Raw genomic sequence first — 25,224 nt, 5'->3', positions numbered from 1 at the left:
CTCAGGCCGGGGGGATGGTCGGGTCGCCGACATGCCGGATGAAGCTTTCCCTCACCCGGGCCGCGGCGTCCCGCATCTGTGCGCGGAGCGCGGGTTGGTCAACCGGCGGGTGTGGCAGGTGGGTTGCCAGGGCGCGCAGCAGGGCGGCCGCCACCGGTTCGGGCAGTGTCTCCTCCCGCCACACCCCGACCGTCAGGCGCAGATGGGCGGTGATGGCGCGCCAGAGGCGTTCGGCGGCGACCAGCGCCTCGGCCTCCTCCGGCGGCAGGATGCGGGCCTTGGCCAGCGCCGCGAGGGCGAGGCGGGTGGTCGGGGAGAGGATGGCGGGCAACCGCGCGGCATGGGCGACCTGCAGGGCCTGGGCGATGAACTCCACCTCGATCAGCCCGCCGGCGCGGTGCTTCACGTCCCAGGGGCCATCGCCCGGCAGGTCCCGCAGCAGCCGCGCGCGCATGGCGGTCGCATCCGCCAGGACCTGGGTGGCATCGGCGGGGCGGGTCTGCGCGGCGCGGATCGCGGCTTCCACCTTGCGCTTCAGCCCCGGCGCGCCGGCCACGAAGCGGGCGCGCGTCAGCGCCATGCGTTCCCAGGTCCAGGCGCTTTCGGCGTGGTAGCGTTCGAAGGCCGGCAGGGACACCGCGACCGGCCCCTTCGATCCGGAAGGGCGGAGCCGCATATCCACCTCGAACAGTCGCCCTTCGGCACCGGGCGCCGTCAGCGCCCCCACCACCTGATTGGCGAGCCGTCCGAAATACTGGCTGGAGGCCAGAATCTTCTGCCCGCCGGTGCTCTCCGTCGCCTCCTCCGCATGGTCATAGACCAGGATGAGGTCGAGGTCGGAGCCCGGCAGCATGTCGCGCCCGCCGAGCTTGCCGAGTGCCACGACGCCGAGGTGGCCGCCGGCCACCTTGCCGTGGCGCCTGGCGAAATCCTGCGCGATGCGCGGCAGCAGCCCGCCGATCGCGGCATCGGCCAGGGCGCTGCGGGCGCTTCCTGCCTCATCCACGTCGAGCCGGCCTTCGAGTGCCGCGGCATCGATCTCGAACCGTCGTTCCGTCACCAGGCGCCGCGCGGCTTCCAGCGCCTCCTCCAGGAATCGGGCGTCCTTCAGCAGGGCGGGCAGGGTGGCGGTCGGATCGGTGCCGGCGGCGTTGCCCGAGGGGCTGAACACGCCACCGGCGCCGGCCAGCAACCCGTCCAGCGCGGCCGCGTTGCGGCTGAAATGATCCGCCAGCTGCGGGGCCGCCCCCAACACGAAGGCCAGACGGTCCAGCAGCGCGGGATTCCGCGCCAGCAGGCTCAGCACCTGCACGCCCGCCGGCAGCCGCCCGAGCGCGGCATCGAGGCGGAGCAGGGCCGCATCGGGCTGCGGCTGGCGTCCGAAGGCGGTCAGCAGCGCGGGCATCAGCGCCGTCAGCAATTCCCGCGCGCGTTCGCTGCGCGTGGCGCGGGTGCGGCCGTGATGCCAGCCCCGCACCACGCCCGCGATGGCCGACGGGTTCTGGAAGCCGAGGCCGCGCAGTGTCGCCAGCGTGCCGGGGTCGTCCTCCACCCCTGTGAACACGAGGTCGCCCCCGACGCCATCGCCGGCGGAGAGGTCGGGCGCTTCCTCGAACAGCCCGGCATAGCGGCGCTCCACCTTCGTCAGGTGGCCGACCAGTGCGGCGGAGAAGGCGCTCGCGCTGTCATAGCCCATGAAGGAGGCGATGAGGGCGAGCCCGGCCTCCTCCTCTGGCAGCCTGTGCGTCTGCCGGTCGGCCACCATCTGCAGCCGATGCTCGACCGTGCGCAGGAAGCCGTAGGCATCGGCCAGGTCTGCCGCCGCGCGGCGATCGATCTTCCCGGCCGCGGCCAGCGCCGCCAGCGCGCCGAGTGTGGTGGGATCGCGCAGCCCCGGGTCGCGGCCGCCCCAGATCAGCTGCAGCACCTGCGTGGTGAACTCGATCTCCCGGATCCCGCCGCGGCCGAGCTTCACGTCGTGGCCGGCCACCTGCACGCTGTCATGCGCGCCCTTGTGGCCCTTGTGCGCATGGATCTGGCGCTTGATGGAATGGATGTCGGCCACGGCCGCGAAATCCAGGTGCCGGCGCCAGACGAAGGGCCGGATCTCCCGCAGGAAATGCTCGCCCAGCGCGCGGTCCCCGGCCACGGGGCGCGCCTTGATCATGGCGGCGCGTTCCCAGTTCTGGCCCATGCTCTCGTAGTAGACGATGGCGGCCGGCAGGCTCACGGCGAGTGGCGTCGCCGCTGGGTCCGGGCGCAGGCGGAGGTCGGTGCGGAAGACGTAGCCATCCTCCGTCCGCTCCTCCAGCAGCCGCACCAGGTCGCGGGCCAGGCGCACATAGATGGCGCCGGCCCGGTCGGCGTCGTAGGCTGCGGCCTCCGGGTCGTAGAGCACCATGAGGTCGATATCCGAGGAGTAGTTCAGCTCGCGCCCACCGAGCTTGCCCATGCCCAGCACGACCAGGCCGGACCCCTTGCCTGTCGCGCGCGGGTCGTGCCGTGCCGCCCCACCCGCCAGCTTCAGGTCACCCCGCGCCTGCGCCTCCCGCAGCAGATGCGCGCAGGCATAGTCGGTGCAGGCATCCGCGAGTTCGCTCAGCGCGCCCGTGACGCGGTCGAGCGGCCAGAGCCCCATCAGGTCCGCCACCGCCGCGATCAGCGCGGCCTGCCGCTTGGCCTGGCGGAGCAGGGAGGCGACGCCCGGCCGCGTCGCCGCCGGGTCCGCCCGGCTGAGCGGATCGAGCGCGAGGGCGAAGGTCGCATCCGGCCCGCGTTCCATCAGTCGCAGCAGCGTCGCGGATTCGCGAAGCGCGAGGTCGGCGAGGTAGGGGCTGTGCCCGCCCAGCGCCGCGATCAGCGCCGCGCCCTGGGCCGTGGCGCCGAAGGCGCGTTCCGCCGCCCCCTTCTCCGCGAAGCGCCCGGCCAGCATCGCCGCAGCCGCCGCATCGTGGGGCCGCAGCGCCAGCGGCGCGGCGGGCGGGGCGAAGGCGGCGGCTTCGGCGGCGAGGGGGCTCGCCGGGGCGCGGGATTTCGGCATGCCCGGGGAAGGAAGCGATGAGGGGCGCCGCCGGTCAAGTGGCGCGGGAGGCGCATTGGTGGCTGCACCGCCTCTGCGGCCTCGGCGTGCTGCTGATGCTGCTGGCCGGGCTCGCGGCCTGGCGGCTCTCCGCCGGTCCGATCGAGCTGCCCTTCCTCGCGGGCTTGATCGAGGACCGCGCCAATGCCGCCGACCCCGAGGCCCGGCTGGAGGTGGGCCGGGCCGAGATCGGGTGGGAGGGCTGGCGGGACGGCGACCTGATGCCGGTCCGGCTGCGGCTGGCCGGGGTGAGGCTGCGCGGGCCGGACGGGACGCTGCGCGCGGAACTCCCCGACTCCGCCATGACGCTGTCGCTGCCCTGGCTGTTGCGGGGCGAGGTGGCGCCGCGCACGCTGGAACTGCAGCACCCCGCGCTGCGGCTGCGCCGATCTGCGGCGGGCGAGGTGTCCGTCCTCGTGGGCGCCCAGGCGGATGCGGCGGAAGCGCCTGCCGCGACCGGCGGCGCCTCCCGCCTCGATGAGCTGATGGTCGAGATGATGGGCGCGCCGAGCGACGACACGCCCTTCGGCGCGCTTTCCCGCCTGCGAATCACCGATGCCCGCATCGTGGTGGAGGACGAGGCGCTCGGCGCCACCTGGGTGCTGGACCAGGCGATGCTGGAGATCCGGCGCCTGTCATCGGGCGGGGTCGCCGGCCATGGCGGCGCGACCCTGCTGCTGGGCCAGGCGCGGGTGCCGATGACGATCTCGGCCGAGGCCGTCGGCAGGCCCGCCGATCTCAGCTTCCGCCTGGCAATCCCGGAAGTGCAGCCCGCCCTGCTGGCCGCCGCCGCGCGGCCCCTGGCGCCGCTGGCGGGTCTCGACGCCGCGACGCGGATCGAGGTGGCGGGGCGGCTCGATGCCGGTGGCGCCATCCGGCACATGCAGGCGACGCTGCAGGCCGGCGCGGGGCGGCTCGACCTCGGGGGCGGGCGGGTGCTGCCGCTGGGCGGCATCGACCTGGCCGTGGAAGGCTCGCCCACGGCGCTGTCCATCCCCCAGGCGACGATCCGGCTGACCGGCGGCGCCAGTGCGCCGGTGCTGGTCGCGACGGCGGAGGTGGCGCGCAGCGGCGCCGGCTGGCGCGGGGCCGCGACGCTGTCGCTGGACCAGGTCCTGGTCGCCGACCTGCCGCGCTACTGGCCGCAGGGGCTCGGCGTCGGCCATGAACGGGACTGGATCCTGGAGAACGTCACCGCCGGCACCGCCCGCAACGGGCGCTGGCGGGCGGAGGTGGAAGCCAGCGCCGACCTCGCGGTGCTCCGCGTCACCGGCCTCTCCGGCACGCTCGATGTCTCCGACGCCACCGTCCACTGGCTGCGTCCCATCCCGCCCGTGGTGGGTGCCGGCGGCACCGTGACCTTCGGGCTCGACGAGATATCGCTGAAGGTCACGGGCGGGCGGCAGACCGGAGGCCCGGCCGGCCAGGCGGTGGTGACGGCGCGGGAAGGGCTGGTGCGCTTCATCTTCCCGCCGGAGGGCCAGGACCGCGCGGAGATGAGCTTCGACCTTTCCGGCCCCATCCCCCAGGCCGTCGCCGTCATCCAGCATCCGCGCCTCAAGCTGTTCGACCGCCGGCCCTTCCCGGTGAAGGACCCGACCGGCAGCTTCGAGGGACGGCTGACCGTCGGCTTCCCGCTGCTGGCCGACCTGCCGGTGGAGGCGCTGCGCATCGGCGCCCGCACCCGGCTGCGCGACGTGCGGATCAATGACGTGCTGTTCGGCCGTCCGCTGGAACGCGGCCAGGCGGAGCTGACGGTCGATACCGACGGGCTGCGCGTCACCGGTACCGGCACGCTGGGCGGCATCAATGCGCGATTGGGCGTGGAGATGGATTTCCGCAGCGGGCCGCCGACCCAGGTGGTGATGCGGGAGAGCGTCTCCGCCCGCACCGATGCCGCCACCATCGCGGCGCTCGGCCTGCCGCTGGATGAACTCGCGACCGGCGCGGTGGGGCTGGAGGTGCGGACGGAGCGCCGGCGCAGCGGGCAGGGGAGGGCGAATATCCGGGCCGACCTGCGCGATGCGCGGATGGAGATCGCGCCGCTGTCCTGGACCAAGCCCGCCGGCCAGATCGCGACGGCGGAGGGCGTGCTGCGGCTCAATGGCGACAATCTTGAAGCCGTGGAGACCTTCCGCCTGGAAGCGCCTGCCCTGCTGATGCGCGGCAATGCCGCCTTCGGCCGCGGCGCCCGGCTGGAACGGGTGACGATCAACGAAGCCGCGGTGGAGCAGAGCCGGTTCGCGGGGGAAGCCCGGCCGCCCGGCCGGGAGGGTGGCCCCTGGTCGCTGCTGTTGCGCGGCCCGGTGCTGGACCTGCGGCGCACCATGGCGGAGGACAGCCCCGCCGCCCCGGCCGCGGCCGCGGCGCCCCAGGCGCCGCCCGGCACGACCTGGGCGGTGGATGCGCGCTTCGACCGCACGCTGCTTGGCCCCGGCCGTGAACTGGGCGCCATGGAGGCGCGGGTGCTGGTCGATGGGCTGGGTGTGGTGCGGGAAGGACGCGTGGCCGGCCGGGCGGGACCGCGCGGACCCTTCGAGGCCTCGATCACCGCCGCCGGCGCCGGACGGGCCTTGCGCGTGACGGCGGAGGATGCCGGCGCGCTGCTCGGCAGCTTCGACGTGCTGCGGCACCTCGAAGGCGGGCGGCTGACGGTCAACGCCACCTACGCCCATAACCGCCCGGGCGCGCCGCTCTCCGGCACCGCGGAAATGAGTGACTTCGCGGTGCGCAACGCGCCGGGCTTCGCCAAGCTGCTGCAGGCGCTGACGTTCTACGGGCTGGTGGAGGCGCTGTCCGGGCCGGGCCTGTCCTTCTCCCGCATGGTCGCGCCCTTCAGCCTGACGCCGGAGGAACTGACGCTGTCGGAGGCGCGGGCCTTCTCGGCCTCGCTAGGCCTGACCGCCAAGGGCACGCTGCATCGCCGCCAGCAGCGCCTGGCGATGGAGGGCACGATCGTGCCCGCCTACATCTTCAACTCGCTGCTGGGGAACATCCCGATCCTCGGGCGGCTCTTCTCCCCGGAGACGGGGGGCGGATTGTTCGCGGCGACCTTCCGGGTGGTCGGGCCGGCGGATGACCCGCAGGTCAGCGTGAACCCGCTGGCGGCGCTGACGCCGGGGTTCCTGAGGGGATTGTTCGGGATCGGGCAGGCGACGCCGTAGGGCGCAGCCTTCGCCCCGTCAGCCCCCCGTACAGGCGGGCAGCGTGCTGCGCTTGCGGGTCGTGCTGGCGGGAAAGCGCTCCAGCTTCGCCGCCGGGCGGATCGGGCGGGGGACGAGGTTCCCCCCGCAATTCGGGCAGAGGCCGCCGGGAAGGCGCGTCGCCGCGCAGTCACGGCACCAGGTGCATTCGAAGGAGCAGATCAGCGCCCGGTCGGAATCCGGCGGCAGGTCGGTGCCGCAGCATTCGCAGTTCGGGCGCAGCTCCAGCATGGCGCTATTCCAGCCCTTCGTAGAAATCGTTGCCCTTGTCATCGACGACGATGAAGGCCGGGAAATCCTCGACCTCGATCTTCCAGACCGCCTCCATGCCGAGCTCCGGGTATTCCAGAACCTCGACCTTGCGGATGCAGTCCTGGGCCAGGCGGGCGGCGGGGCCGCCGACGGAGCCGAGGTAGAAGCCGCCATAGCTCTTGCAGGCGTTGAGCACGGCCTTGCTGCGGTTGCCCTTGGCCAGCATCACCAGCGAACCGCCGGCCTTCTGGAAGGCCTCGACATAGCTGTCCATGCGCCCGGCCGTCGTGGGGCCGAAGCTGCCGGTGGCGTAGCCGGTCGGGGTCTTGGCGGGGCCGGCGTAGTAGACGGGGTGGTTCTTCAGGTAGTCGGGCAGGCCCTCGCCAAGGTCCAGCCGCTCCTGCAGCTTCGCATGCGCGATGTCGCGGGCGACCACCACGGTGCCGGTGAGGGACACGCGCGTCTTCACCGGGTGCTTCGACAGCTCGGCGCGGATCGCGCTCATCGGCTGGTTCAGGTCGATGCGGACCACGTCGCCGCCGAGGATGCTGTCCGTCGCCTCCGGCAGGTACTTGGCGGGGTCATGCTCGAGCTGCTCCAGGAACACGCCCTCCGGCGTGATCTTGGCCTTGATCTGGCGGTCGGCGGAGCAGGAGACGCCGATCCCGATGGGCAGCGACGCGCCATGGCGGGGCAGGCGCACCACGCGGACGTCGTGGCAGAAATACTTGCCGCCGAACTGCGCGCCGATGCCGAGGTTCTGGGTCAGCTTGTGGACCTCGGCCTCGAAGGCGGTGTCGCGGAAGGCGTGGCCGGCCTTCGATCCTTCGGTCGGCAGCGCGTCCAGCCACTTGGTGGAGGCGAGCTTCACGGTCTTCAAATTCATCTCGGCGCTGGTGCCGCCGATGACGATCGAGAGGTGATAGGGCGGGCAGGCGCTGGTGCCGAGCGTCTTGATCTTGTCTTCCAGGAACTTCAGCAGCTTCTCCCGCGACAGCACGGCGCGGGTCTGCTGGAACAGGAAGGTCTTGTTGGCCGATCCACCGCCCTTGAGGATGAACATCAGGTGCATCTCATCGGCGTGGTGGTCGCCGGGCTGCGCCATGATGGAGAACTCGACCGGCAGGTTGTTGCCGGTGTTCACCTCCTCCCACATCGTCAGGGGGGCCATCTGGGAATAGCGGAGGTTGGTCTCGGTATAGGTGCGGTGGACGCCGTAGCTCAGCGCCTCCTCCTCATCGCCCTCGACCCAGACGCGCTGGCCCTTCTTGCCGAAGACGATGGCGGTGCCGGTGTCCTGGCACATGGGCAGCACGCCGCCGGCGGCGATGTTGGCGTTCTTCAGCAGGTCGAGCGCCACGAAGCGGTCGTTGGGGCTCGCCTCGGGGTCCTGCAGGATCTTGGCGAGCTGGGCGAGATGCGCGGGGCGCAGCAGATGGGAGACGTCCTTGCACGCCTGGAAGGCGAGCTGTTCCAGCGCCTCCGGCTTCACCTTCAGGACGGTCTTGCCATCGCAGGTCGCGGTGGAGACGCCGGCGATGTCGAGCTTGCGATAGGGCGTCGCATCCTCGCCCAGCGGGAGCATGGGGCTGTAGCGGAAGCCCTCCGGGCGCGTGGGGGCGATGACGGGGCTGTCGATGTCGAGCGGTGCGGTCACGGGCGGGTCTCCGCGGGCAGCCCCTGATCGGGCGGGGCAGGGTGTTTGGGGGTTGGTAGCGCAGCGGGAAGCGCGCGCCAACGGCCGGACGGGGGCGAGACCCGCGGGCGTTCCAGAGGGGATGGCTATCGTGGCGGTCAGCAGTCCGCATCTGGTCGGCGCGTCCGTTCCGGGTTCAGATGCTTTTGCCAACAATCGGAGAGAACGGATGGCATCGCAGGATCCCGCCAAGGCACCGCTCCGCGAGGACGAACTGAAGCAGGTCACCGGCGGCGTCGGCGACGAACGCATCAACGGCACCAGCGCGAACAACAACTACAGCACCGGCTATGGCGCCGACACCGTCATGGGGTGGACGGGCAACGACACGATCAATGCCGGGTCGGACAACGACATCGCGGGCGGGCAGGCGGGCAACGACTCCGTCGATGGCGGGGAAGGCACGGACATCGTCACCGGCGGCGCCGGGCAGGACACCGTGACGGGCGGCGCCGGCAGCGACATCATCATCGGCGGCACCGGCGCCGACCTGCTGATGGGCGATGCCATGTTCGGCGTCCATGGCGACGACAATTTCCGCTGGCACCCCGGCGATGGCAACGACACCATCCAGGGCGGCGGCGGCACGGACATCCTGGTGATCGAGGATGGCGGCCTGTCGCTCCAGCAGCTGCTGGGCAACATCAGGCTTGATGCCGGGTCGGCGCAGCCGAGCATCCAGAGCAACTACATCAACCTGACGGGCGTCAGCGGCACCATCACCATCGGCAACGAGACGATCCGCTTCACGGGGCTCGAGCGCCTGGTGCCGGGCAGCTACCAGTATTTCCAAGGTCGCACCGAGTAGCGTGGATCGGGGGCGTCCGCCCCCCGCTTCAATCCCGCGCCGGGCGGCGCCGGAAGGCGTCGAGGCTCACGACCTGCGCGGGGGCTTCCACCGCGGCCACGGGCGCCGGCGCAGGCTCGGCCGCGGGGGCAGCCTCCGGCGCCGGGGCCGCCGCGGCTTCCATCTGCGGCTGGAAGCGCAGGCCGTAGCGGACGGAGGGATCGGCGAAGCCTGTCAGCGCGGCGAAGGGGACGACCAGGGTGGCCGGCACGCCGCCGAAATAGAGGCGGACGGAGAAGAAGCCCGCGGCGCGGTCGACGACCAGCGCCTCGAACTGGTGCTGCAGCACCACCGTCATTTCCTGCGGATACTTGGCCTTGAGGTGCCCGGGCACGCGTGTGCCGGGGTGGTCCGTGCGGAAGGTCAGGTAGAAGTGATGGTCGCCGGGCAGGCCCTTGGACCCCGCCAGGTCAAGCGACCGGGCGACCACCTCGCGCAGCGCGTCGTCGGTCCAGCGTTCATACGGGATCTGGCCCTGCGCCGGGCGGGCATCGTCGCTCATGGGTGCACCCCTTACGCATACAACCATAAGATGACGCCGCCGGACGGGAAAGAGGCGCCAAGAAGAATGAGGAAGTGGGGGGCTTCTGTTGCCCGGTGCCCCCCGAACCGCGCTTACCTGTTAGGCAGCGAGTGCGACAGCCTCGCGGCTGTTATCGTTCGCACTTGTAGGGTTAGCCCGATAACGGCGGTACAATGCCGGGCAAAAGCGATCCCTTTACTACGCGCGTCGAAGCTGTTTCGCCCCCGGGACGTCCCGACCGGATTTGCACCGGAGGGGATGATGGTGGAGGCGCCGGGCACTGCCCCCGGGTCCGCAACGCTTATTCCGAACCGTGTTTATCGCCATAGTCGGCAAGCCGACGACGGACATATAGGCCAGGGGCGCCCGGAGTTCCAGCCATGCTTGACCATGATGGCGCCGGGTGATGCGCTTTGCCCGGGGACGGACCCCGAGGGAAGGAAGCGTGCCATGAACCGTCGTGCCGTCATCGCGGCGACGCTCGCCATGCCGTTCGCTGCCAGCATCGTGCGGGCCGCGGAGGACCGGCGCTTCGACAGCGCCGGCGTGCCGATCCGCTTCATCGAGGAAGGGCGGGGCGAACCCGTCATCCTGCTGCATGGCTATACGACCAACCTGGAGCGGCAATGGGTGCAGTCCGGCGTCTTCCCGGCGCTGGCGCCGCATTTCCGCACCATCGCGCTCGATGCCCGCGGCCATGGGCAGAGCGGCAAGCCGCATGAGCGCAGCGCCTATGGGCCGGAGATGGGGCGGGACGTGACGCGGCTGATGGACCATCTCGGCATCAGGCGCGCGCATATCGCGGGGTATTCCATGGGCGCGCATATCGTGGCGCAGCTCGCGGTGCTGGATCCCGGCCGCTTCGCCACGCTGACGCTGGGCGGCGCCGCCGGGCGGCTCGGCTGGACCGCGGATGACCAGAAGCGGGTCGATGAGGAAAGTGCGGAGATGGACCAGGGGCTGCTGCGGTCGCAGTTCCTGCGGCTCTGGCCGCGGGACCGGCCACCGCCCAGCGAGGCCGAGATCCGAGCCGATTCGGAACGCCGCCTGGCCGGGCAGGATGCGCGGGCGCTGGCGGCGGTGCGGCGGTCCAACCCCGACCAGGTGGTGCCGGTGGAGACTCTGGCGCGGGTGCCGATGCCGACGCTGGGCATCGTCGGCACGGCGGACCCCTACCTCCGGGATTTCGAGCGGCTGAAGGCCGCCATGCCACGGCTTGAGCTGGTGGCGATTGCGGGCGCGAGCCATGGCAGCGCGCCCGCCGCGCCGGAATTCCGGGCCGGGCTGCTGCGCTTCCTGCAGGCGAATCCCGGGCTGGTCGGTTAGCGGCTGGACGCCGGGGCGCCGCCCCGTTATCGCCCCACCGGGTCGCGCGCGCGACCCGGCACAGGGGGACCGGCATGGCGCTGACCAGCGAGCAGCAGCAGGAGATCGAGGCCGCGCGCGCCGCGGAGGCGCGGACGCTCCGCCCGACCGTGCCGGCGCTGGAGGCGATGCTGTTCCAGGCCGTGCCGGTGCTGGACCACGGCTTCGTCCGCGTCATCGACTACATGGGCGACGATGCCGCGATCGTGCAGGCGGCGCGCGTCTCCTATGGCCGCGGCACGCGCGCGGCGAATGAGGATCGCGGCCTGATCCGCTACCTCATGCGGCACCGCCACTCGACCCCCTTCGAGATGTGCGAGATCAAGTTCCACGTGAAGCTGCCGATCTTCGTCGCGCGGCAATGGATCCGGCACCGCACGGCCAATGTGAACGAGTACAGCGCGCGCTACTCGATCCTCGACCGGGAATTCTACATTCCGGCGCCCGCGCAGCTGGCCGCGCAATCCGCCATGAACCGCCAGGGACGCGGCAACGTGCTGGAAGGCGAGGAAGCCGCCCGCGTGCTCGACCTGCTGCGGGAGGATGCCTCCCGCAACTACGACCATTACGTCGAGATGCTGAACGAGGATGAGGGCGGGCAGCCGCTCGATCCCTCGCGGCAGGGGCTGGCGCGGGAACTCGCGCGCATGAACCTGACGCTGAATGCCTATACGCAGTGGTACTGGAAGACGGACCTGCACAACCTCTTCCACTTCCTGTCGCTCCGCGCCGATGCGCATGCGCAGTACGAGATCCGCGTCTATGCGGAGGCGATGATGGGGATGGCGGAGGCCTGGGTGCCGATGGCGGCCGGGGCCTTCAAGGATTATCGCCTCGGCGCGGTCACGCTGTCCGCCCAGATGCTGGCGATCCTGCGGCGGATGCTGACGGGGGAGGCGGTGGAGCAGGCGGGGTCGGGCCTCTCCAAGCGCGAATGGCGCGAGCTGATGGAAACATTGGGACGTGGCGAGTAGCGCGAGCGCGAAGCGGGGCGCGAAGCCGCGGGGCAAGGCCTCCGGCCGCGGCGGTGCCGGGCGCTGGGACTGGGTGCAGCGCTGGTGGAAGGTGGCGCTGCTGGTGACGCTGGTGACCATCGGCCTGCCGGTGGCGCATGCGCTGTTCGGGGAGGTGGTGGCCCTGCTGGGCGGCGCCGTGCTGTTCGGCTTCCTGCTCGGCCGCTGGACCGCACCCCGTTGAGGACGAAGTCATGACCCCCGACCGCACCGCGGCCCTGCTGGACTTCATGGCGTTGGCCGATCGCCTGAAGCATGTGGAGCGGCGTGGCCGCACCCGCGGGCCGGACGGCACCGACCGCAACGAGAACAGCGCCGAGCATTGCTGGAACGTCGCTCTGGTCGCCGTGCTGCTGCATGGGGAGGTCGAGGATCCGCCCGACCTCGGCCATGTGCTCGCGATGATCGCGGCGCATGACCTGGTGGAGATCGAGGCCGGCGACACCTTCGCCTATGACGAGGCGCATCTGCTGACGCAGGCGGCGCGGGAGCGCGCGGCGGCGGATGTGGTCTTCGGCGTGCTGCCGCCGGACCTCGGCGGCAGGCTGCGCGCGTTGTGGGAGGAGTTCGAGGAGGGCGAGACGAAGGCGGCCCGCTTCGCCATGGCCTGCGACCGCGCACAGGGGATGATGCAGGGGGTGATCGGCACCGGGCATTGGCGCCATGCCGGAATCAGGGAAGCGCAGACGCATGGCCGGATGAACCCGGCGCGGGAGGTCGCGCCCGCCTTCGAGGCGCTGATCGACCTGCTCTATGCCAAGGCGCGGGCGGGGGGCATGTTCGCCCCATGACCGTCATCGTCTTCGGCTCCGTCACGGCGGACCTGGTGTTCAACCTGCCGGAACTGCCGAGCCCCGGGGTGACCGTGCTCGGGCCGGGCTACCGGGCGCTGCCCGGGGGCAAGGGGGCGAACCAGGCGGTGGCGGCGGCGCGGGACGGGGCGAGGACGGTCTTCGTCGGCGCGGTCGGCGCGGATGCCATGGCGGATGTCGCGCTGTCCGGCGTACGGGGGGCGGGGGTCGACCTCTCCCGCCTCGCCACCGTGAAGGCGCCGACGGCCTGCGCGGCGGTCTGCGTCGGGCCCGACGGCGCCAACCTGATCGCGGTCGGCAGCGGGGCCAATCTGCTGGCCAGCGCCCAGCAGATCGAGGACACGATGCTGCGGCCCGGCGCCGTGCTGCTGCTGCAGATGGAGGTTCCGCCGGCCGAGGTCGCGGTTGCGGTGATGCGGGGGCGGGCGCGGGGTGCCCGGGTGATCCTGAACCTGGCGCCGGCGACCGCCGACCTGCCGCGGGACATCCTGGCCGCGCTCGACCTGCTGGTGGTGAATGAGCATGAGGCGATGATGGTCGCGCGCCGGCTCGGCACCGCGCCGGATGCGGCGGCGATCCGCGCGGCGCTCGGCACCGACGTGGCGCTGACCATGGGCGGGTCGGGCGTCACGGCCGCGACGGCCACAGGCATGTATCGCTACCCCGCCTTCCCGGTGAGGCCGGTGGACACGACGGGGGCGGGGGATTGCTGGTGCGGCGTGCTGGCTTCCGCCATGGATCGCGGCCTGCCGCTGGATGCGGCGATGCGGCGCGCCTCGGCTGCGGCCGCCATCGCCTGCACCCGCCCGGGCGCCGCCAGTTCCATGCCGACGGCGGCCGAGACGGACGCGCTGCTCGCTAGTCGATGACGATCCTCGGCCCCGCGCCCGCGCGCTCGGCCAGCTTCTCCCGCAGCCGGGACGCGATGCGCTGATAAGCGGCGGCCTCCTCCGAATCGGGCCGCGCGGCGACGATCGGCGTGCCGGCATCGGCCAGTTCGCGGATCGCGAGCTTCAGCGGCAGGCCGCCGAGGAATTCGACGCCGAGTCGCTTGGCCTCCGCCTCCGCCCCGCCATGGCCGAAGATATCGGTGCGGTGGCCGCAATTCGGGCAGCAGAAGAAGCTCATGTTCTCGATCAGGCCGAGGACGGGGACGTTCACCTTCTCGAACATCCGGACGCCGCGGCGCGCATCGATCAGGGCCACGTCCTGCGGCGTGGAGACGATGACGGCGCCGGCGAGGGGCACGCGCTGGCTCATCGTCAGCTGCGCGTCGCCGGTGCCGGGCGGCATGTCCACCACCATGACGTCGAGCGCACCCCAGGCGACCTGGCCCATCAGCTGTTCCAGCGCGCCCATCACCATGGGGCCGCGCCAGATCATCGGCGTCTCCTGCTCCACCAGGAAGCCGATCGACATGGCCTTCAGCCCCCAGCGGCTGAGCGGGATGATGCTCTGCCCCTCGGCGCGCGGGCGTTCATGGGTGCCGAGCATCTGGGGGAGCGAGGGGCCGTAGATGTCGGCATCCAGCAGCCCGACGCGCAGCCCCTGCATCGCCAGCGCCACGGCCAGGTTCACGGCGGTGGTGGACTTGCCGACGCCGCCCTTGCCGGAGGCGACGGCGATGATGGCGCCGACGTCGGGCAGCAGCATCGCGCCCTGGCCAGGAGGCGTCTTTGCGGCGGGGCCGTGGGCATGCGGGGTGGGTTTGGCGGGTTCCGTCCGATGGGCCGTCAGGACGACGGTGGCGGAGAGCACGCCGGGGACGGCGGCGACCGCGCGTTCGGCCGCGGCGCGCAGCGGTTCGCTCTCCCGCGCCCGTTCCCGCGGGACCTGGAGCGCGAACTGGACCATGCCTGCCTTCACCGCCAGCCCGTCCACCATGCCGGCGCTGACCACGTCCTGGCCGGTGACGGGGTCGCGCACCGACCGCAGCGCGGTGCGCACCGCCTGTTCCAGCATCTCGCCCATCGCTTGAAAAACCCCCTGTTCCATCCGATATCGCGCCGGCCAAGTCGGCCCCGGCGCGCGTGTGTTCGTGCGGCGGAAGCCCGTGCGGTCTGGCCCGGCACCGAGAAGGCCGGGCTGCACCGACCCGGCGCGGCCCCCATATGGCACCCCATATGGACCGACGACGCGATTGCTGCACCCCTCCCTTGCCGGGAAGGGACGTGGCACATGTTTGCCCGTACTGGAGGAGGCCTACACCCCGATGGCGTGGAACAGCAGCGGCGGACCCAGCCCCTGGGGGAACCCCAGGCCAGGCGGGCCATGGGGGGCGCCGCAGCCGCCTTCGGGCGGGGGGCAGGGCGGTGGCGGCGGCGGTGGCCGCGGTGGCGGGCCTGACCTCGATGACGTCATCCGCCAGGCGCAGGACACGGTGCGCCGCTTCCTGCCGCGCGGCGGTGGCGGCATGGGGCTCGCGCTGGTCGGTGTCGTGCTGGTCGGCATCTGGGCCGCATCGGGCTTCTACCGCGTGCAGCCGGACGAGCAGGGCGTCGTGATGCGCTTCGGCGCCTTCAACCGCACCACCCCGCCGGGCTGGGGCTACGCCATCCCCTGGCCGGTCGAATCCGTCACCAAGCCGCGCGTAACGCGCATCAACCGCGTCGATGTCGGCTTCCGCGCGGCCGCCGATGGCGGGCAGGTCGCGCGTCCCGTCCCGTCCCGCGACGTGCTCGAGGAGAGCATGATGCTGACGGGCGACGAGAACATCATCGACATCGACTTCGCCGTCTTCTGGCGCATCCGCGACGTCGCGCCCTTCCTGTTCAACACCCGGAACCCCGAGGCCACGGTGAAGTCCGCGGCCGAGAGCGTGATGCGGGAAGTGATCGGCCGCACGCCGATCCAGCCGGCGCTGACCGAGGCGCGCGCGCAGATCGAGGCCGATGTGCTGCGCGGCACCCAAACCATCATGGACCAGTACGGTGCCGGCATCGAGGTCGCGCAGGTGCAGCTGCAGAAGGTGGACCCGCCTTCAAGCGTCGTCGACGCCTTCCGCGACGTGCAGCGCGCCAATGCGGACCGCGAGAGGCTGCGGAACGAGGCCGAGAGCTACCGCAACGACATCATCCCCCGCGCCCGCGGCGAGGCCGAGCGCCTGGTGCAAGAGGCCGAGGGCTTCCGCGAAAGCCAGGTGGCCCGTGCCCGAGGCGAGGCGGGGCGCTTCATTTCCGTTCTCACGGCCTATCAGGCCGCACAGGACGTGACGGTGCGGCGCATGTACCTGGAGACCATGGAGGAGATCCTGCGGCGCAATCCGAAGGTTCTGGTGGATGACCGACTGCAGGGCGTGGTGCCGCTGCTGAACCTGGGCGAGCAGGGGCGGGGCATCGCGGCTGGCAGCCAGCAGATGACGCGCCAGCCACCCCCGCCGCCCCAGCCTGCGCCGACGCAGGGCTTCGGCAACAACCGTCCGGCGGGAGTGCCCCGATGAACCGCGCCCTTATCCTCGCGGTAGTCGCGGCCATCGGCCTCGTCATCGCATCCGCCACCCTGTTCACGGTGCACCAGACGCAGCAGGTCCTGATCACGCGACTCGGCGAGCCCGTTCGCGTGATCCGCGAGCCGGGCCTGCATGCAAAGGTGCCCTTCATCGACTCCGTCATCACCTTCGACCGTCGCCTGCTGGACTACGACGCGCCGGGCGAGGAGGTGATCCTGGGCGACCAGCGCCGGCTGATCGTGGACAGCTTCACGCGCTACCGCGTGATCGACCCGCTGCTGTTCTTCCAGACCGCCGGTGCGGCGGAAGCGGGCATCCGGGGGCGGCTGAACTCGATCGTCAGCTCCGCGCTGCGCCGCGTGCTTGGCAATGAGCCGCTGCTGTCGGTGCTGTCCACCGACCGCGCGCGGATCATGACGGAGATCCGCCGCCAGGTGAACGAGGAGGCGCGGCGCTTCGGCATCGAGGTGACGGATGTCCGCATCCGGCGCGCCGACCTGCCGGAGGAGAACACGCAGGCCATCCTCAACCGCATGCAGTCCGAGCGTGAGCGCGTGGCCCGCGAGGCCCGCGCCGAGGGTGCCGAGGTGGCGGTGCGCGTGCGCGCCGGCGCCGACCGCGAACGCACCGTGCTGCTGGCGGAAGGCCAGGCGCAGGCCGACATCCTGCGGGGCCAGGGCGAGCAGGAGGCGATCCGCATCTTCGCGGAGGCCTTCCAGCGCGACCCGAACTTCTTCCAGTTCTACCGGACCATGCAGGCCTATCGCGAGGCCTTCAGCGAGGGTGAGACGCGCCTGCTGCTGTCGCCGGACAGCGAGTTCTTCCGCTTCTTCCGGGAGAGCATGCCGGTGGCGCTGCCGGCCGGCGGCAACGCCGGAAACAGCGGCGCGGCGGCCCCGGCGCCTGCCCCGGCGGCCCCGGCGGCTGCGGCGGCGCCTGCCCCCGCGGCCGTGCCGGCCCCGGCCAATGGGACCGTGGCACCCTGACCAGCGTGACGGGGGCGGCCGCGCTGGCCGTGGCCGCCCCCAACCCTCGCCGGTCCCCATGCAACTTGCGGCGGCCGGCGGGCTTCCGATACCGGCCCCGCATGCCAATGTTGTCGTGACGGGCCTTCGCGCCCACCCTGTTCGCCAGCGTTGAGAAGAAGGTGCCGCCCGTGCGCTTTGCCCCCCTCCTGATGGCCGCGGCCATCGCCGCGCCGTTTGCGGCCCTGTCGCCCTCGCCGTCCCACGCCCAGATCCCACCGCCGGGCGCGCCTTCGTCCTTCGCGCCGCTGGCGCAGCGGCTGCTGCCGGCGGTCGTGAACATCCAGACGACCCAGGCGGCCGGTTCGCCCGGCCGTGCCCAGCGCCCTGACGCGCCGGATACGCCGCAGGCCCCGCCTGGCAGCCCCTTCGAGGAATTCTTCCGGGACTTCCTGGAGCGCAACCGCCCGCCCGGCCAGCAGGGCCGTCCGAACCAGCCGCCGCAGCAGCAGCCGCAGCGCCGCGCGCAATCCCTGGGCTCGGGCTTCATCATCGACCCGTCCGGCATCGTGGTGACGAACAACCACGTCATCGATGGCGCGGACGAGATCAATGTGGTGCTGCAGGACAACACCACGCTCCGCGCGGAACTGGTGGGCACCGATCCGCGCACGGACATCGCCGTGCTGCGCGTGAAGCCGGAGCGTGACCTGCCCTCCGTCTCCTTCGGTGACAGCGACACGGCGCTGGTGGGCGACTGGGTGCTGGCTATCGGCAATCCCTTCGGGCTCGGCGGATCCGTCACCGCGGGCATCGTCTCGGCGCGCGGCCGCGATATCCGCCAGGGCCTCTATGACGACTTCATCCAGACGGATGCCGCCATCAACCGCGGCAATTCCGGCGGCCCGCTGTTCAACCTGGCGGGCGAGGTCGTGGGCATCAACACGGCCATCTACTCGCCGTCCGGCGGGTCGATCGGCATCGGCTTCTCCATCCCCTCCAACCTGGCGCGCAACATCGCGAACCAGCTGCGCGAAGCGGGCCGGGTGCGGCGCGGTTGGCTCGGCGTGAACATTCAGCAGGTGACGGACGAGATCGCGGAAAGCCTCGGCATCCGCGGCGGTGCGCGCGGCGCGCTGGTGGCGCGGGCGCAGGAAGGCGGCCCGGCCGCGGCCGGCGGCATCCAGGCCGGCGACGTGATCCTGCGCTTCAATGGGCAGGAGGTGCGGGAGATGCGCAACCTGCCGCGCATCGTGGCCGACACCAATGTCGGCACCGCCGCGCCCGTGGTGGTGTGGCGAGACGGGCGTGAGCAGACGGTGACGGTGACGGTCGCCGAACTGCCCTCCGAGGCGCAGCAGGCGGCGGCGACGCCGGCGCCGGCCACGCGGCCGCAGACGCTGGAACTCTCGGGCCTTGGCCTGCGCGTCGGCCCGATCACGCCGGAGGCGCGGGAGCGCTTCAGCCTGCGGGCGGAAAGCCGCGGCGTGGTAATCACGGAAGTGGCGCCGGGCAGCACGGCGGCGGAGCGTGAACTGCGGCCCGGCGACGTGATCGTCGAGGTGCAGCAGGAGCGGGTGAACACGCCGCAGGAAGTGCAGGAGCGGCTCGAGCGGCTGCGCCGGCAGAACCGGGCAACGGCGCTGCTGCTGATCGAGGGGCCGCAGGGCCAGCGCTGGGTGCCGCTGCGGCTGGCGCCGGCACGCGCGCCCGGCGCGCCGGGCTGACCGGATTGGGGGGCGCGCAGGCGCCCCCCTCCGAAACCGTCAGGGTCCGAGCAAGCCTATCCCGGCCGCCGCCGCCGCCCCCAGCGGCAATGCCACCCATTCCCGCCCGGTCAGGTGCATCGCAGCGACCGTCGCGATGCTGCCGGCCGCGATCGGCGCGCCGCCTTTCAGGATGGCGACCGCGGCCACCGCGATGAACAGGTTGCCCGGCGCCGCGCGCAGCACGCGATCCATCAGCGGCGAGACGCCCATGACGCGCGCCGCCAGCCAGCCGCCGACGCGCATGGAGAAGGTCAGCGCCGCCAGCGCCAGCACCACCAGCCAGGGCCAGGGGTCAGCCATCGTCACGCAGCACCGCGATCGCCGTCCCCGCCGCCCCGCCGGCGAGCATGGCCCAATGCGCCGCGACGAAGGGCAGGGACAGCAGCGCCACGCCAGCGGAGGCCGCCCAGGGCAACCCGGTGGCGCGGCCTCGCCACTGGTCCGGGATATAGGCGACGATGAAGCCCAGCGGGATGAAGGCCGCGGCCATCGCCCAGGGGCCGGCCAGCGAGAAGGCGGCGCCGTGCCCGATGACGGTCCCGCCGACCCAGCCCACCACCGTCACCGCGCTGGCGCCGAAGAGGATCCCGGCATCGGGCCGCCCCCGCTCGGCCTCGCCGGCCGCGATCAGCCAGGTGGCGTCACCATAGATGGCGAGGCTCGGTAGCATCGAACGCCAGGGCAGGCCGGGGAACAGCGTGGCCAGCCGCGCCCCCATGACGAGGTAGCGGAGGTTGACCGCCCCCGCCGCCAGCAGGATGGCGAGCAGCGGCGGCACGGCCGACCAGAGTTGCAGCGCCAGCGCCTGCGCCGTGCCGGAATAGACGCCGGCGCTGAAGAGCGTGGCGAGCGGCAGCGACATGCCCGCCTGGCGACAGGCCGCGCCCATCGCGAGCCCGCCTGCCCCGGTCGAGAGGAGCAGGGGCCAGGCGAGCATCATGCCGCGCGCCACGCCGGCGGTGGTGAAGCATGCGGGCGGCGTCTCGTCGGGCATCGGACCTCAGGGCGGCGGCGACGCGCCAGTGTGGGCGGCGACCAGCGGCTGGAGCCAGCCCGGGGCCAGTACCCAGATGCCATCGGCCTGTCGCAGCAGGTCGCGGGTCGGGTCCATCCCGGCCCAGGCGGCCGCCAGGGCATCCTTGTCGCCCAGCACGTAGAGGCTGCCCCGCTCATGCCGCCCGGTCGAAAGCCGCGCCAGGGTGGTGGCGTTGAGCGCCGCCACGCGCTCGGGATCCAGGCGCGCGAGGTAGACGGCATCGGTAGGCAGGCCGCGCGTCGCGGCCAGCACGGCGACTTCCTCCCAATGCCGGGCCTGCATCCCGGTGGGCGCCAGGCGGATCCGCTCGTAGCGCGCGGTCGCCTGCGTCCAGAAGGGATCGGCCAGGCGCAGCGGCGCGGTCGCGGGCGCCGGGCGGAAGAAGCCGTGCAACCGCGCAACGCCCGGCTGAAGGTCCGCCACCTGCACCACCAGCAGCCCCGCCAGGACCAGGCCCGCCCGGCGCCCGCCCAGCGCATGCACCAGCGCGGCGATCGCACCGACCATGGCGGCATAGGCGACAGGCCAGAAGAAGCGGACGGAGGCCCGCAGCGCATCGGCAAGGCTGACGGCCCGCTCCGGCAGATCGAGGACGGTCACCACCCACCCGCCGATCGAGACGCGGTGGGTGACGGCCAGCGCCATGAAGACCGCAAGCCCGGCCAGCAACGGCCATCCGGGCCGCATCCCCGGCCGCGCCAGGAAGGCGATCAGGCCAGCGGCCAGCAGCAGCAGCACGCCGAGGCCAAGATAGGAATCGGCGGCCTCCAGATGGTCCGCCCGCGGCAATTGCGGCAGGAAGCGTCCCCATTCGCCGGGGTCGAAGGGGGCCAGCAGGTCGAGCTGCATGCGGCCGAAGCCGCCCCAGGTGCCGCCGAGCCCACTTTGCAGCACGAAGAAACCGGCCAGCCACAGGCCGCACAGGCCGATCAAGGGCACGGCCAGCGCCTCCATGCCCAGCCAGGCCGGGCGGCGGCCATCGCGCAGCGCCCGGGCCAGCAGATCCGTCGCCCAGAGCCCCGCGACCATCGGCAGGAGATAGGCGTGGATGAGGGAGGAAGCGCCCACCAGCGCCGCCCACCCCGCCAGCCGCCGAGCCGCGGGCTCTCGCGTCAGGCAGAGATACAGCGCCATCAACAGGAGAAACTGGCCGCCCAGGGCGAAATGACCGCCCAGCCGGTTCAGGATCAGCGGCTGGACCAGGAACAGCGCAGCCCCCGCCAACCGCGCCAGCGGGTCGGCCGTGAAGAGGCCGATGATCCGCCAGGCCATCAAGGCCTGCAGGGCCCCGCAGGCATAGAGCCAGAGGCCCCAATACTGGGAGACCTCCATCAGCGGCCGCAGCGCCTTGAAGGCAAAGGCGAGCAGCGGGATGGAGTCCGAGTAGAAGATGGAGGAGCCGATCTCCAGCCCCCAATCCGGGTTCAGGCCGGGCGGCCAGGACCAGGGGGCGCGGCTGAAATAGGTCCAGCCCAGCCAGTACTGCACCGGGTCGGGTCCGATCGTGCCTTCCAGCATCCAGCCGGTGCGCCAGGGAGCGAGGATGCCGGGGCCGTAGATCGCGGCAATGACGAGACAACCCAGCGCGACCGCCGCCACGCCGCTCCACCAGCGGGGAATGGAGAGGGGGCGGCTGGCGGGCAGCGTCAGCCCAGCCAGGATGGCGCGGGGCATGGCAGGTCGTTCCTGTCGGCCGGCGTGATGCGCGGCGCGGTTGAAGAACGGCAGCGCCCCGGGGGTTCCCGAAGCACCGCTGATGGCCCCTCAGATGAACAAAAATTAAGGCGACGCCAAGGCCGAAAAACGGTGGCGCCGCAGCGCCGTGTGCGGCAAAAAATCCTAGGCCTGGATTTCGCTGTGGATACGGAGCCCGCCGGAGGCGCGACGCGCGCCGCCTCCGCAAACACCAGCGGGAACCCTGTTGAACCGGCAGAGCGGGCCAAGAGCCCCTATCGAAACCCGCCTAGCCCAGGGCGGCGGCGCGGCAACGCAGCGAAACCGTCGATGACCGGCGCCGATCCGGGTCCGCGCAAAACGGTGAAGCGGCTTTGCGGGGAGTTCCAGACCGGCAGTAGTCTCACGAAGCCTGCCGGACCAGCAGATGCTTCTTGCGGCCGAGCGAAAGCTTCGCCGCGCCGTCACGCAGATCGGCTTCCGTCACCACCGCCGCGACGTCCGACACCGGCGCATCGTTCAGCCGCACGCCGCCCTGCGCCATCAGCCGCCGGGCCTCGCCCTTGCTGGCGACGAGCTTCGCCTCCGCCAGCAGGTCGATGATGCCGGCCGGCAGTTTGGTGGCCAGGCTCGGCAGCGTCTCCGCCGCCTCGCCCTGTTCGAAGGCGCGGCGGGCGGTCTCGGCGGCGGTCTCCGCGGCGGCGCGGCCATGCAGCAGGGCGGTCGCCTCGGTGGCCAGGATCTTCTTGGCCTCGTTGATCTCGGCGCCGGCCAGCGCGCCGAGGCGGCGCACTTCCTCCATGGGCAGTTCGGTGAAGAGCGCGAGGAAGCGGCCGACATCTGCATCCTCCGTGTTCCGCCAGAACTGCCAGTAGTCGTAGGGGGAAAGGCGATCCGGGTTCAGCCACACCGCGCCCGCCGCCGTCTTGCCCATCTTGGCGCCCGACGCCGTGGTCAGCAGCGGCGTGGTCAGCACATGCGCCTGGCCACCGGCCACGCGGCGGATCAGTTCCGCCCCCATGATGATGTTGCCCCACTGGTCCGACCCGCCCATCTGGAGCACCGCCCCATGGCGGCGATGCAGTTCCAAGAAGTCGTAGGACTGCAGCAGCATGTAGTTGAATTCGAGGAAGCTGAGCGGCTGCTCGCGTTCGAGGCGCAGCCGCACGCTGTCCATGGTCAGCATCCGGTTGACGCTGAAATGGCGGCCGATGTCGCGCAGGAAGGGGATGTAGCGCAGCTCATCCAGCCATTCGGCATTGTCGAGCATCAGCGCGCCGGCGTCGAAATCGAGCAGCGCCTCGAAGGTGCGGCGGATGCCGAGCTTGTTGGTGGCGATGATCTCGTCGGTCAGCAGCTGCCGCGCCTCATCCTTGCCGGAGGGGTCGCCGACCTTGGTGGTGCCGCCGCCGATCAGCGCGATGGGCTTGCCGCCGGTCTTCTGCAGCAGCCGCAGCAGCATGGTCGGCATCAGGTGCCCGACATGCAGGCTGTCCGCGGTGCAGTCATAGCCGATATAGGCAGTGAGACCCCCCTTGCGCAGCGCGGCATCCAGCTCCGCCTCGTCAGAGGTCTGGTGGATGTAGCCGCGTTCCTTGGCGATCCGCAGGAAGTCGCTGGTGATGCTCATGGTCGTCCGTCATCGGCTGCCCGGGTCTTTCCCGGCGGCGCGCGGCGTAGCACGTTGGGGGGATGCTGCGAACCATAGGGCTGATGAGCGGGACCTCCCTCGATGGGGTGGATGCCGCCTGGGTGGAGACGGATGGGGAGGCGATCGGCCGGCTGGGCCCGGTGCTGACCCTGCCCTACGATCCGTCGCTGCGGCGTGACCTGCGGCAGTTGCTGGACCGGGCACCGGAGATGTCGCCCGAGGACCCCTTCCTCCAGGGCTGCGTGGCGCGGCTGACGGACCGGCATGTGGAGGCGGTGCGCGCCATCGGCTGGCCCGCGGATGTCATCGGCTTCCACGGCCAGACCATTCTGCACAGGCCTGCGCGGCCCGGCACGAATGCCGCCGGCTTCACCTGGCAGGTGGGGGATGCGCAGCGCCTGGCGCGGGAGACGGGGATGACCGTCGCCCATGATTTCCGCAGCGCCGATGTGGCGGCGGGCGGGCAGGGGGCGCCGCTGGTGCCGGTGGTGCATGCCGCCATGGCGCGGGACCTGCCGAAGCCGCTGGCGGTGCTGAATCTCGGCGGCGTGGCCAACGTCACCTGGATCGGCGCGGATGGCACGCTGGTGGCCTTCGATACCGGCCCCGCCAATGGCCCGCTGGATGACTGGTTGCGGCTGCATACGGGGGAGGCCTTCGATCGCGACGGCCGGCTGGCGCTGGCCGGCCAGGTCGATGGCGGGGTGATGGCCCATATGCTGGACCATCCCTGGCTGCTGGCGCCGCCGCCCAAATCGCTGGACCGGCTGGATTTCGACCGCGCGCTGCGGGAAGCGGGCGCGGGCGCGCTCTCGCCTGCCGATGGCGCGGCCACGCTGGTGGCCTTCGCCGCCGTCTGCGTGGCGGCTGCCGCGCGGCACTTCCCGGAGCCGCCGGTGCAGTGGCTGGTCGCCGGGGGCGGGCGCCGCAACCCCGCGATGATGCGGGCGCTGGGTGCGGCGCTGGCGGAGCCGGTGCGGGCGGTGGAGGTGGCGGGCTGGAATGGCGATGCGCTGGAGGCGCAGGCCTTCGGCGTGCTGGCGGCCCGCGTCTGGCGCGGCCTGCCGCTGACCTTCCCGGGCACGACCGGCGCGCCGTATCCGCTGCCAGGAGGCAGGCTGGTGGGTTCGCTGCTGTAGAACGCGAAACGGCGCGCGGGGGTGCCGCGCGCCGTTCCGGAAGGCTCGATGACCCTGGGCGGGTCAGTCGGCCGCGAGCGCCATGCGGCCGCGGTTCAGCACGCCCATCACATGGTCTTCCGCCGCATCCGCCACCTGCTCCGCCTGGGGCGGCGTGAAGATGTGGCCGGCGCCCGGCATCACGCGGTAGTCGATCCGGATGCCCTTCTGGGTATTCAGCTTGTCGACAAGCTTGCGCACGGAGCTTTCGGGCACGAGCTCGTCATCCGCGCCATGCAGCATCAGGCCGTTGCAGGGGCAGGGGGCGAGGAAGCCGAAATCGTAGTGGCTGGCGGGGGCGGAGACGCTGACGAAGCCGCCCATCTCCGGCCGCCGCATCAGCAGCTGCATGCCGACATAGGACCCGAAGGAATAGCCCGCGACCCAGAGGGAGGAGGCGTTCGGGTTCACGGCCTGCAGGAAGTCCAGCGCCGCCGCGGCGTCCGAGATCTCCCCAATGCCGCCATCGTAGCGGCCCTGGCTGCGGCCGACGCCGCGGAAGTTGAAGCGAAGGGTGGAGAACCCCATCGCCTGGAACCGTTGGTACAGGGCATGAACGATCCGGTTGTTCATGGTCCCGCCATGCAGCGGATGCGGGTGCAGGATCAGCGCGACCGGCGCATGGGCCTGCTTCGCATGGTGATAACGACCCTCAAGCCGGCCGTCGGGGCCGGCGAACATGACTTCGGGCATCGTTCCTTCGATCCAGTCCG

General features: G+C 71.9%; 21 protein-coding genes and 1 other RNA gene. 11 read left to right on the top strand and 11 right to left on the bottom strand.

The features are described 5' to 3' along the window. Nucleotide 1: 1 nt before the first annotated feature. Entirely contained in the window at nucleotides 2-3,040 is a 3,039-nt protein-coding gene (locus G3576_RS21550) for a bifunctional [glutamine synthetase] adenylyltransferase/[glutamine synthetase]-adenylyl-L-tyrosine phosphorylase (RefSeq protein WP_235952319.1), read from the bottom strand. A gap of 17 nt (nucleotides 3,041-3,057) precedes the next feature. On the opposite strand from G3576_RS21550, the gene G3576_RS21545 reads away from it, so the two are divergent. After that, nucleotides 3,058-6,243 carry an AsmA-like C-terminal region-containing protein gene (locus G3576_RS21545; RefSeq protein WP_164696510.1) on the top strand — a complete coding sequence of 1,062 codons (3,186 nt, stop codon included), beginning with the start codon at nucleotides 3,058-3,060 and terminating at the stop codon, nucleotides 6,241-6,243. A gap of 18 nt (nucleotides 6,244-6,261) precedes the next feature. Here G3576_RS21545 and G3576_RS21540 read toward each other — a convergent pair whose 3' ends face one another. Beyond that, entirely contained in the window at nucleotides 6,262-6,513 is a 252-nt protein-coding gene (locus G3576_RS21540; RefSeq protein ID WP_164696509.1) for a DUF1272 domain-containing protein, read from the bottom strand. Nucleotides 6,514-6,517: 4 nt separating this feature from the next. Then, a complete protein-coding gene (locus tag G3576_RS21535) occupies nucleotides 6,518-8,119 on the bottom strand; it encodes a fumarate hydratase (RefSeq protein WP_164696657.1) in 1,602 nt (533 codons plus the stop codon). A gap of 280 nt (nucleotides 8,120-8,399) precedes the next feature. Here G3576_RS21535 and G3576_RS21530 point away from each other — a divergent pair, with 280 nt between their 5' ends. Continuing rightward, the gene (locus G3576_RS21530; protein ID WP_164696508.1) at nucleotides 8,400-9,038 is read left to right on the top strand and encodes a calcium-binding protein; all 639 of its coding nucleotides are present in this window, start codon (nucleotides 8,400-8,402) and stop codon (nucleotides 9,036-9,038) included. Nucleotides 9,039-9,066: 28 nt separating this feature from the next. On the opposite strand, the gene G3576_RS21525 is transcribed toward G3576_RS21530, so the two are convergent. After that, nucleotides 9,067-9,579, bottom strand: coding sequence for an SspB family protein (locus tag G3576_RS21525; RefSeq protein ID WP_164696507.1), 513 nt, complete (start codon nucleotides 9,577-9,579; stop codon nucleotides 9,067-9,069). Between the two features lie 73 nt (nucleotides 9,580-9,652). After that, nucleotides 9,653-9,981, bottom strand: a transfer-messenger RNA (tmRNA) gene (ssrA, locus tag G3576_RS21520). Between the two features lie 69 nt (nucleotides 9,982-10,050). Between ssrA and G3576_RS21515 the strand changes: the two genes are divergently transcribed. The 5 genes from G3576_RS21515 to G3576_RS21495 all read left to right on the top strand — a co-directional run bounded on the left by G3576_RS21515 (nucleotide 10,051) and on the right by G3576_RS21495 (nucleotide 13,659). Further along, nucleotides 10,051-10,926: an alpha/beta fold hydrolase gene (locus tag G3576_RS21515; RefSeq protein WP_235952317.1), complete on the top strand. Its 876-nt coding sequence runs from the start codon at nucleotides 10,051-10,053 to the stop codon at nucleotides 10,924-10,926. Between the two features lie 74 nt (nucleotides 10,927-11,000). After that, nucleotides 11,001-11,939 (top strand): FAD-dependent thymidylate synthase, encoded by a 939-nt coding sequence (thyX, locus tag G3576_RS21510; protein ID WP_164696506.1) that lies wholly within the window; start codon nucleotides 11,001-11,003, stop codon nucleotides 11,937-11,939. Then, a complete protein-coding gene (locus G3576_RS21505) occupies nucleotides 11,929-12,162 on the top strand; it encodes a hypothetical protein (RefSeq protein ID WP_164696505.1) in 234 nt (77 codons plus the stop codon). Before thyX ends, G3576_RS21505 begins: the two co-directional genes overlap by 11 nt. 10 nt (nucleotides 12,163-12,172) lie before the next feature. Further along, a complete protein-coding gene (locus G3576_RS21500) occupies nucleotides 12,173-12,769 on the top strand; it encodes an HD domain-containing protein (RefSeq protein ID WP_164696504.1) in 597 nt (198 codons plus the stop codon). Next, on the top strand, nucleotides 12,766-13,659 hold the full coding sequence (locus G3576_RS21495) for a ribokinase (RefSeq protein WP_164696503.1): 894 nt from the start codon (nucleotides 12,766-12,768) through the stop codon (nucleotides 13,657-13,659). The genes G3576_RS21500 and G3576_RS21495 overlap by 4 nt, the downstream gene beginning before the upstream one ends. On the opposite strand, the gene G3576_RS21490 is transcribed toward G3576_RS21495, so the two are convergent. Further along, nucleotides 13,649-14,761 (bottom strand): Mrp/NBP35 family ATP-binding protein, encoded by a 1,113-nt coding sequence (locus G3576_RS21490; protein ID WP_164696502.1) that lies wholly within the window; start codon nucleotides 14,759-14,761, stop codon nucleotides 13,649-13,651. The genes G3576_RS21495 and G3576_RS21490 overlap by 11 nt on opposite strands. 241 nt (nucleotides 14,762-15,002) lie before the next feature. Between G3576_RS21490 and hflK the strand changes: the two genes are divergently transcribed. The 3 genes from hflK (at nucleotide 15,003) to G3576_RS21475 (ending at nucleotide 18,930) form a co-directional block, all read left to right on the top strand. Next, nucleotides 15,003-16,229 (top strand): FtsH protease activity modulator HflK, encoded by a 1,227-nt coding sequence (hflK, locus tag G3576_RS21485; RefSeq protein WP_164696501.1) that lies wholly within the window; start codon nucleotides 15,003-15,005, stop codon nucleotides 16,227-16,229. Beyond that, nucleotides 16,226-17,224: a protease modulator HflC gene (gene hflC / locus G3576_RS21480; RefSeq protein ID WP_164696500.1), complete on the top strand. Its 999-nt coding sequence runs from the start codon at nucleotides 16,226-16,228 to the stop codon at nucleotides 17,222-17,224. The genes hflK and hflC overlap by 4 nt, the downstream gene beginning before the upstream one ends. A 191-nt stretch (nucleotides 17,225-17,415) precedes the next feature. Continuing rightward, nucleotides 17,416-18,930: a DegQ family serine endoprotease gene (locus G3576_RS21475; RefSeq protein WP_164696655.1), complete on the top strand. Its 1,515-nt coding sequence runs from the start codon at nucleotides 17,416-17,418 to the stop codon at nucleotides 18,928-18,930. A gap of 39 nt (nucleotides 18,931-18,969) precedes the next feature. On the opposite strand, the gene G3576_RS21470 is transcribed toward G3576_RS21475, so the two are convergent. From G3576_RS21470 to tyrS, 4 genes are all read right to left on the bottom strand, one after another. Next, a complete protein-coding gene (locus G3576_RS21470; protein ID WP_164696499.1) occupies nucleotides 18,970-19,272 on the bottom strand; it encodes an AzlD domain-containing protein in 303 nt (100 codons plus the stop codon). After that, nucleotides 19,265-19,966 (bottom strand): AzlC family ABC transporter permease, encoded by a 702-nt coding sequence (locus G3576_RS21465; protein ID WP_164696498.1) that lies wholly within the window; start codon nucleotides 19,964-19,966, stop codon nucleotides 19,265-19,267. The genes G3576_RS21470 and G3576_RS21465 overlap by 8 nt, the downstream gene beginning before the upstream one ends. 6 nt (nucleotides 19,967-19,972) lie before the next feature. Next, nucleotides 19,973-21,682 (bottom strand): DUF6311 domain-containing protein, encoded by a 1,710-nt coding sequence (locus G3576_RS21460; RefSeq protein WP_164696497.1) that lies wholly within the window; start codon nucleotides 21,680-21,682, stop codon nucleotides 19,973-19,975. 403 nt (nucleotides 21,683-22,085) lie between these two features. Continuing rightward, nucleotides 22,086-23,312 carry a tyrosine--tRNA ligase gene (gene tyrS, locus G3576_RS21455; protein ID WP_164696496.1) on the bottom strand — a complete coding sequence of 409 codons (1,227 nt, stop codon included), beginning with the start codon at nucleotides 23,310-23,312 and terminating at the stop codon, nucleotides 22,086-22,088. Nucleotides 23,313-23,377: 65 nt separating this feature from the next. Between tyrS and G3576_RS21450 the strand changes: the two genes are divergently transcribed. Beyond that, nucleotides 23,378-24,472 carry an anhydro-N-acetylmuramic acid kinase gene (locus G3576_RS21450; RefSeq protein ID WP_164696654.1) on the top strand — a complete coding sequence of 365 codons (1,095 nt, stop codon included), beginning with the start codon at nucleotides 23,378-23,380 and terminating at the stop codon, nucleotides 24,470-24,472. A gap of 63 nt (nucleotides 24,473-24,535) precedes the next feature. Here G3576_RS21450 and G3576_RS21445 read toward each other — a convergent pair whose 3' ends face one another. Continuing rightward, a complete protein-coding gene (locus tag G3576_RS21445) occupies nucleotides 24,536-25,204 on the bottom strand; it encodes an alpha/beta hydrolase (protein WP_164696495.1) in 669 nt (222 codons plus the stop codon). Nucleotides 25,205-25,224: the final 20 nt, after the last annotated feature.

It is taken from the genome of Falsiroseomonas algicola (assembly GCF_011040385.1).
Taxonomy (GTDB): Bacteria; Pseudomonadota; Alphaproteobacteria; order Acetobacterales; family Acetobacteraceae; genus Falsiroseomonas; species Falsiroseomonas algicola.
The sequence above is the reverse complement of the archived record's forward strand: the minus strand, read 5'-3'. Positions and strand labels throughout refer to the sequence as shown.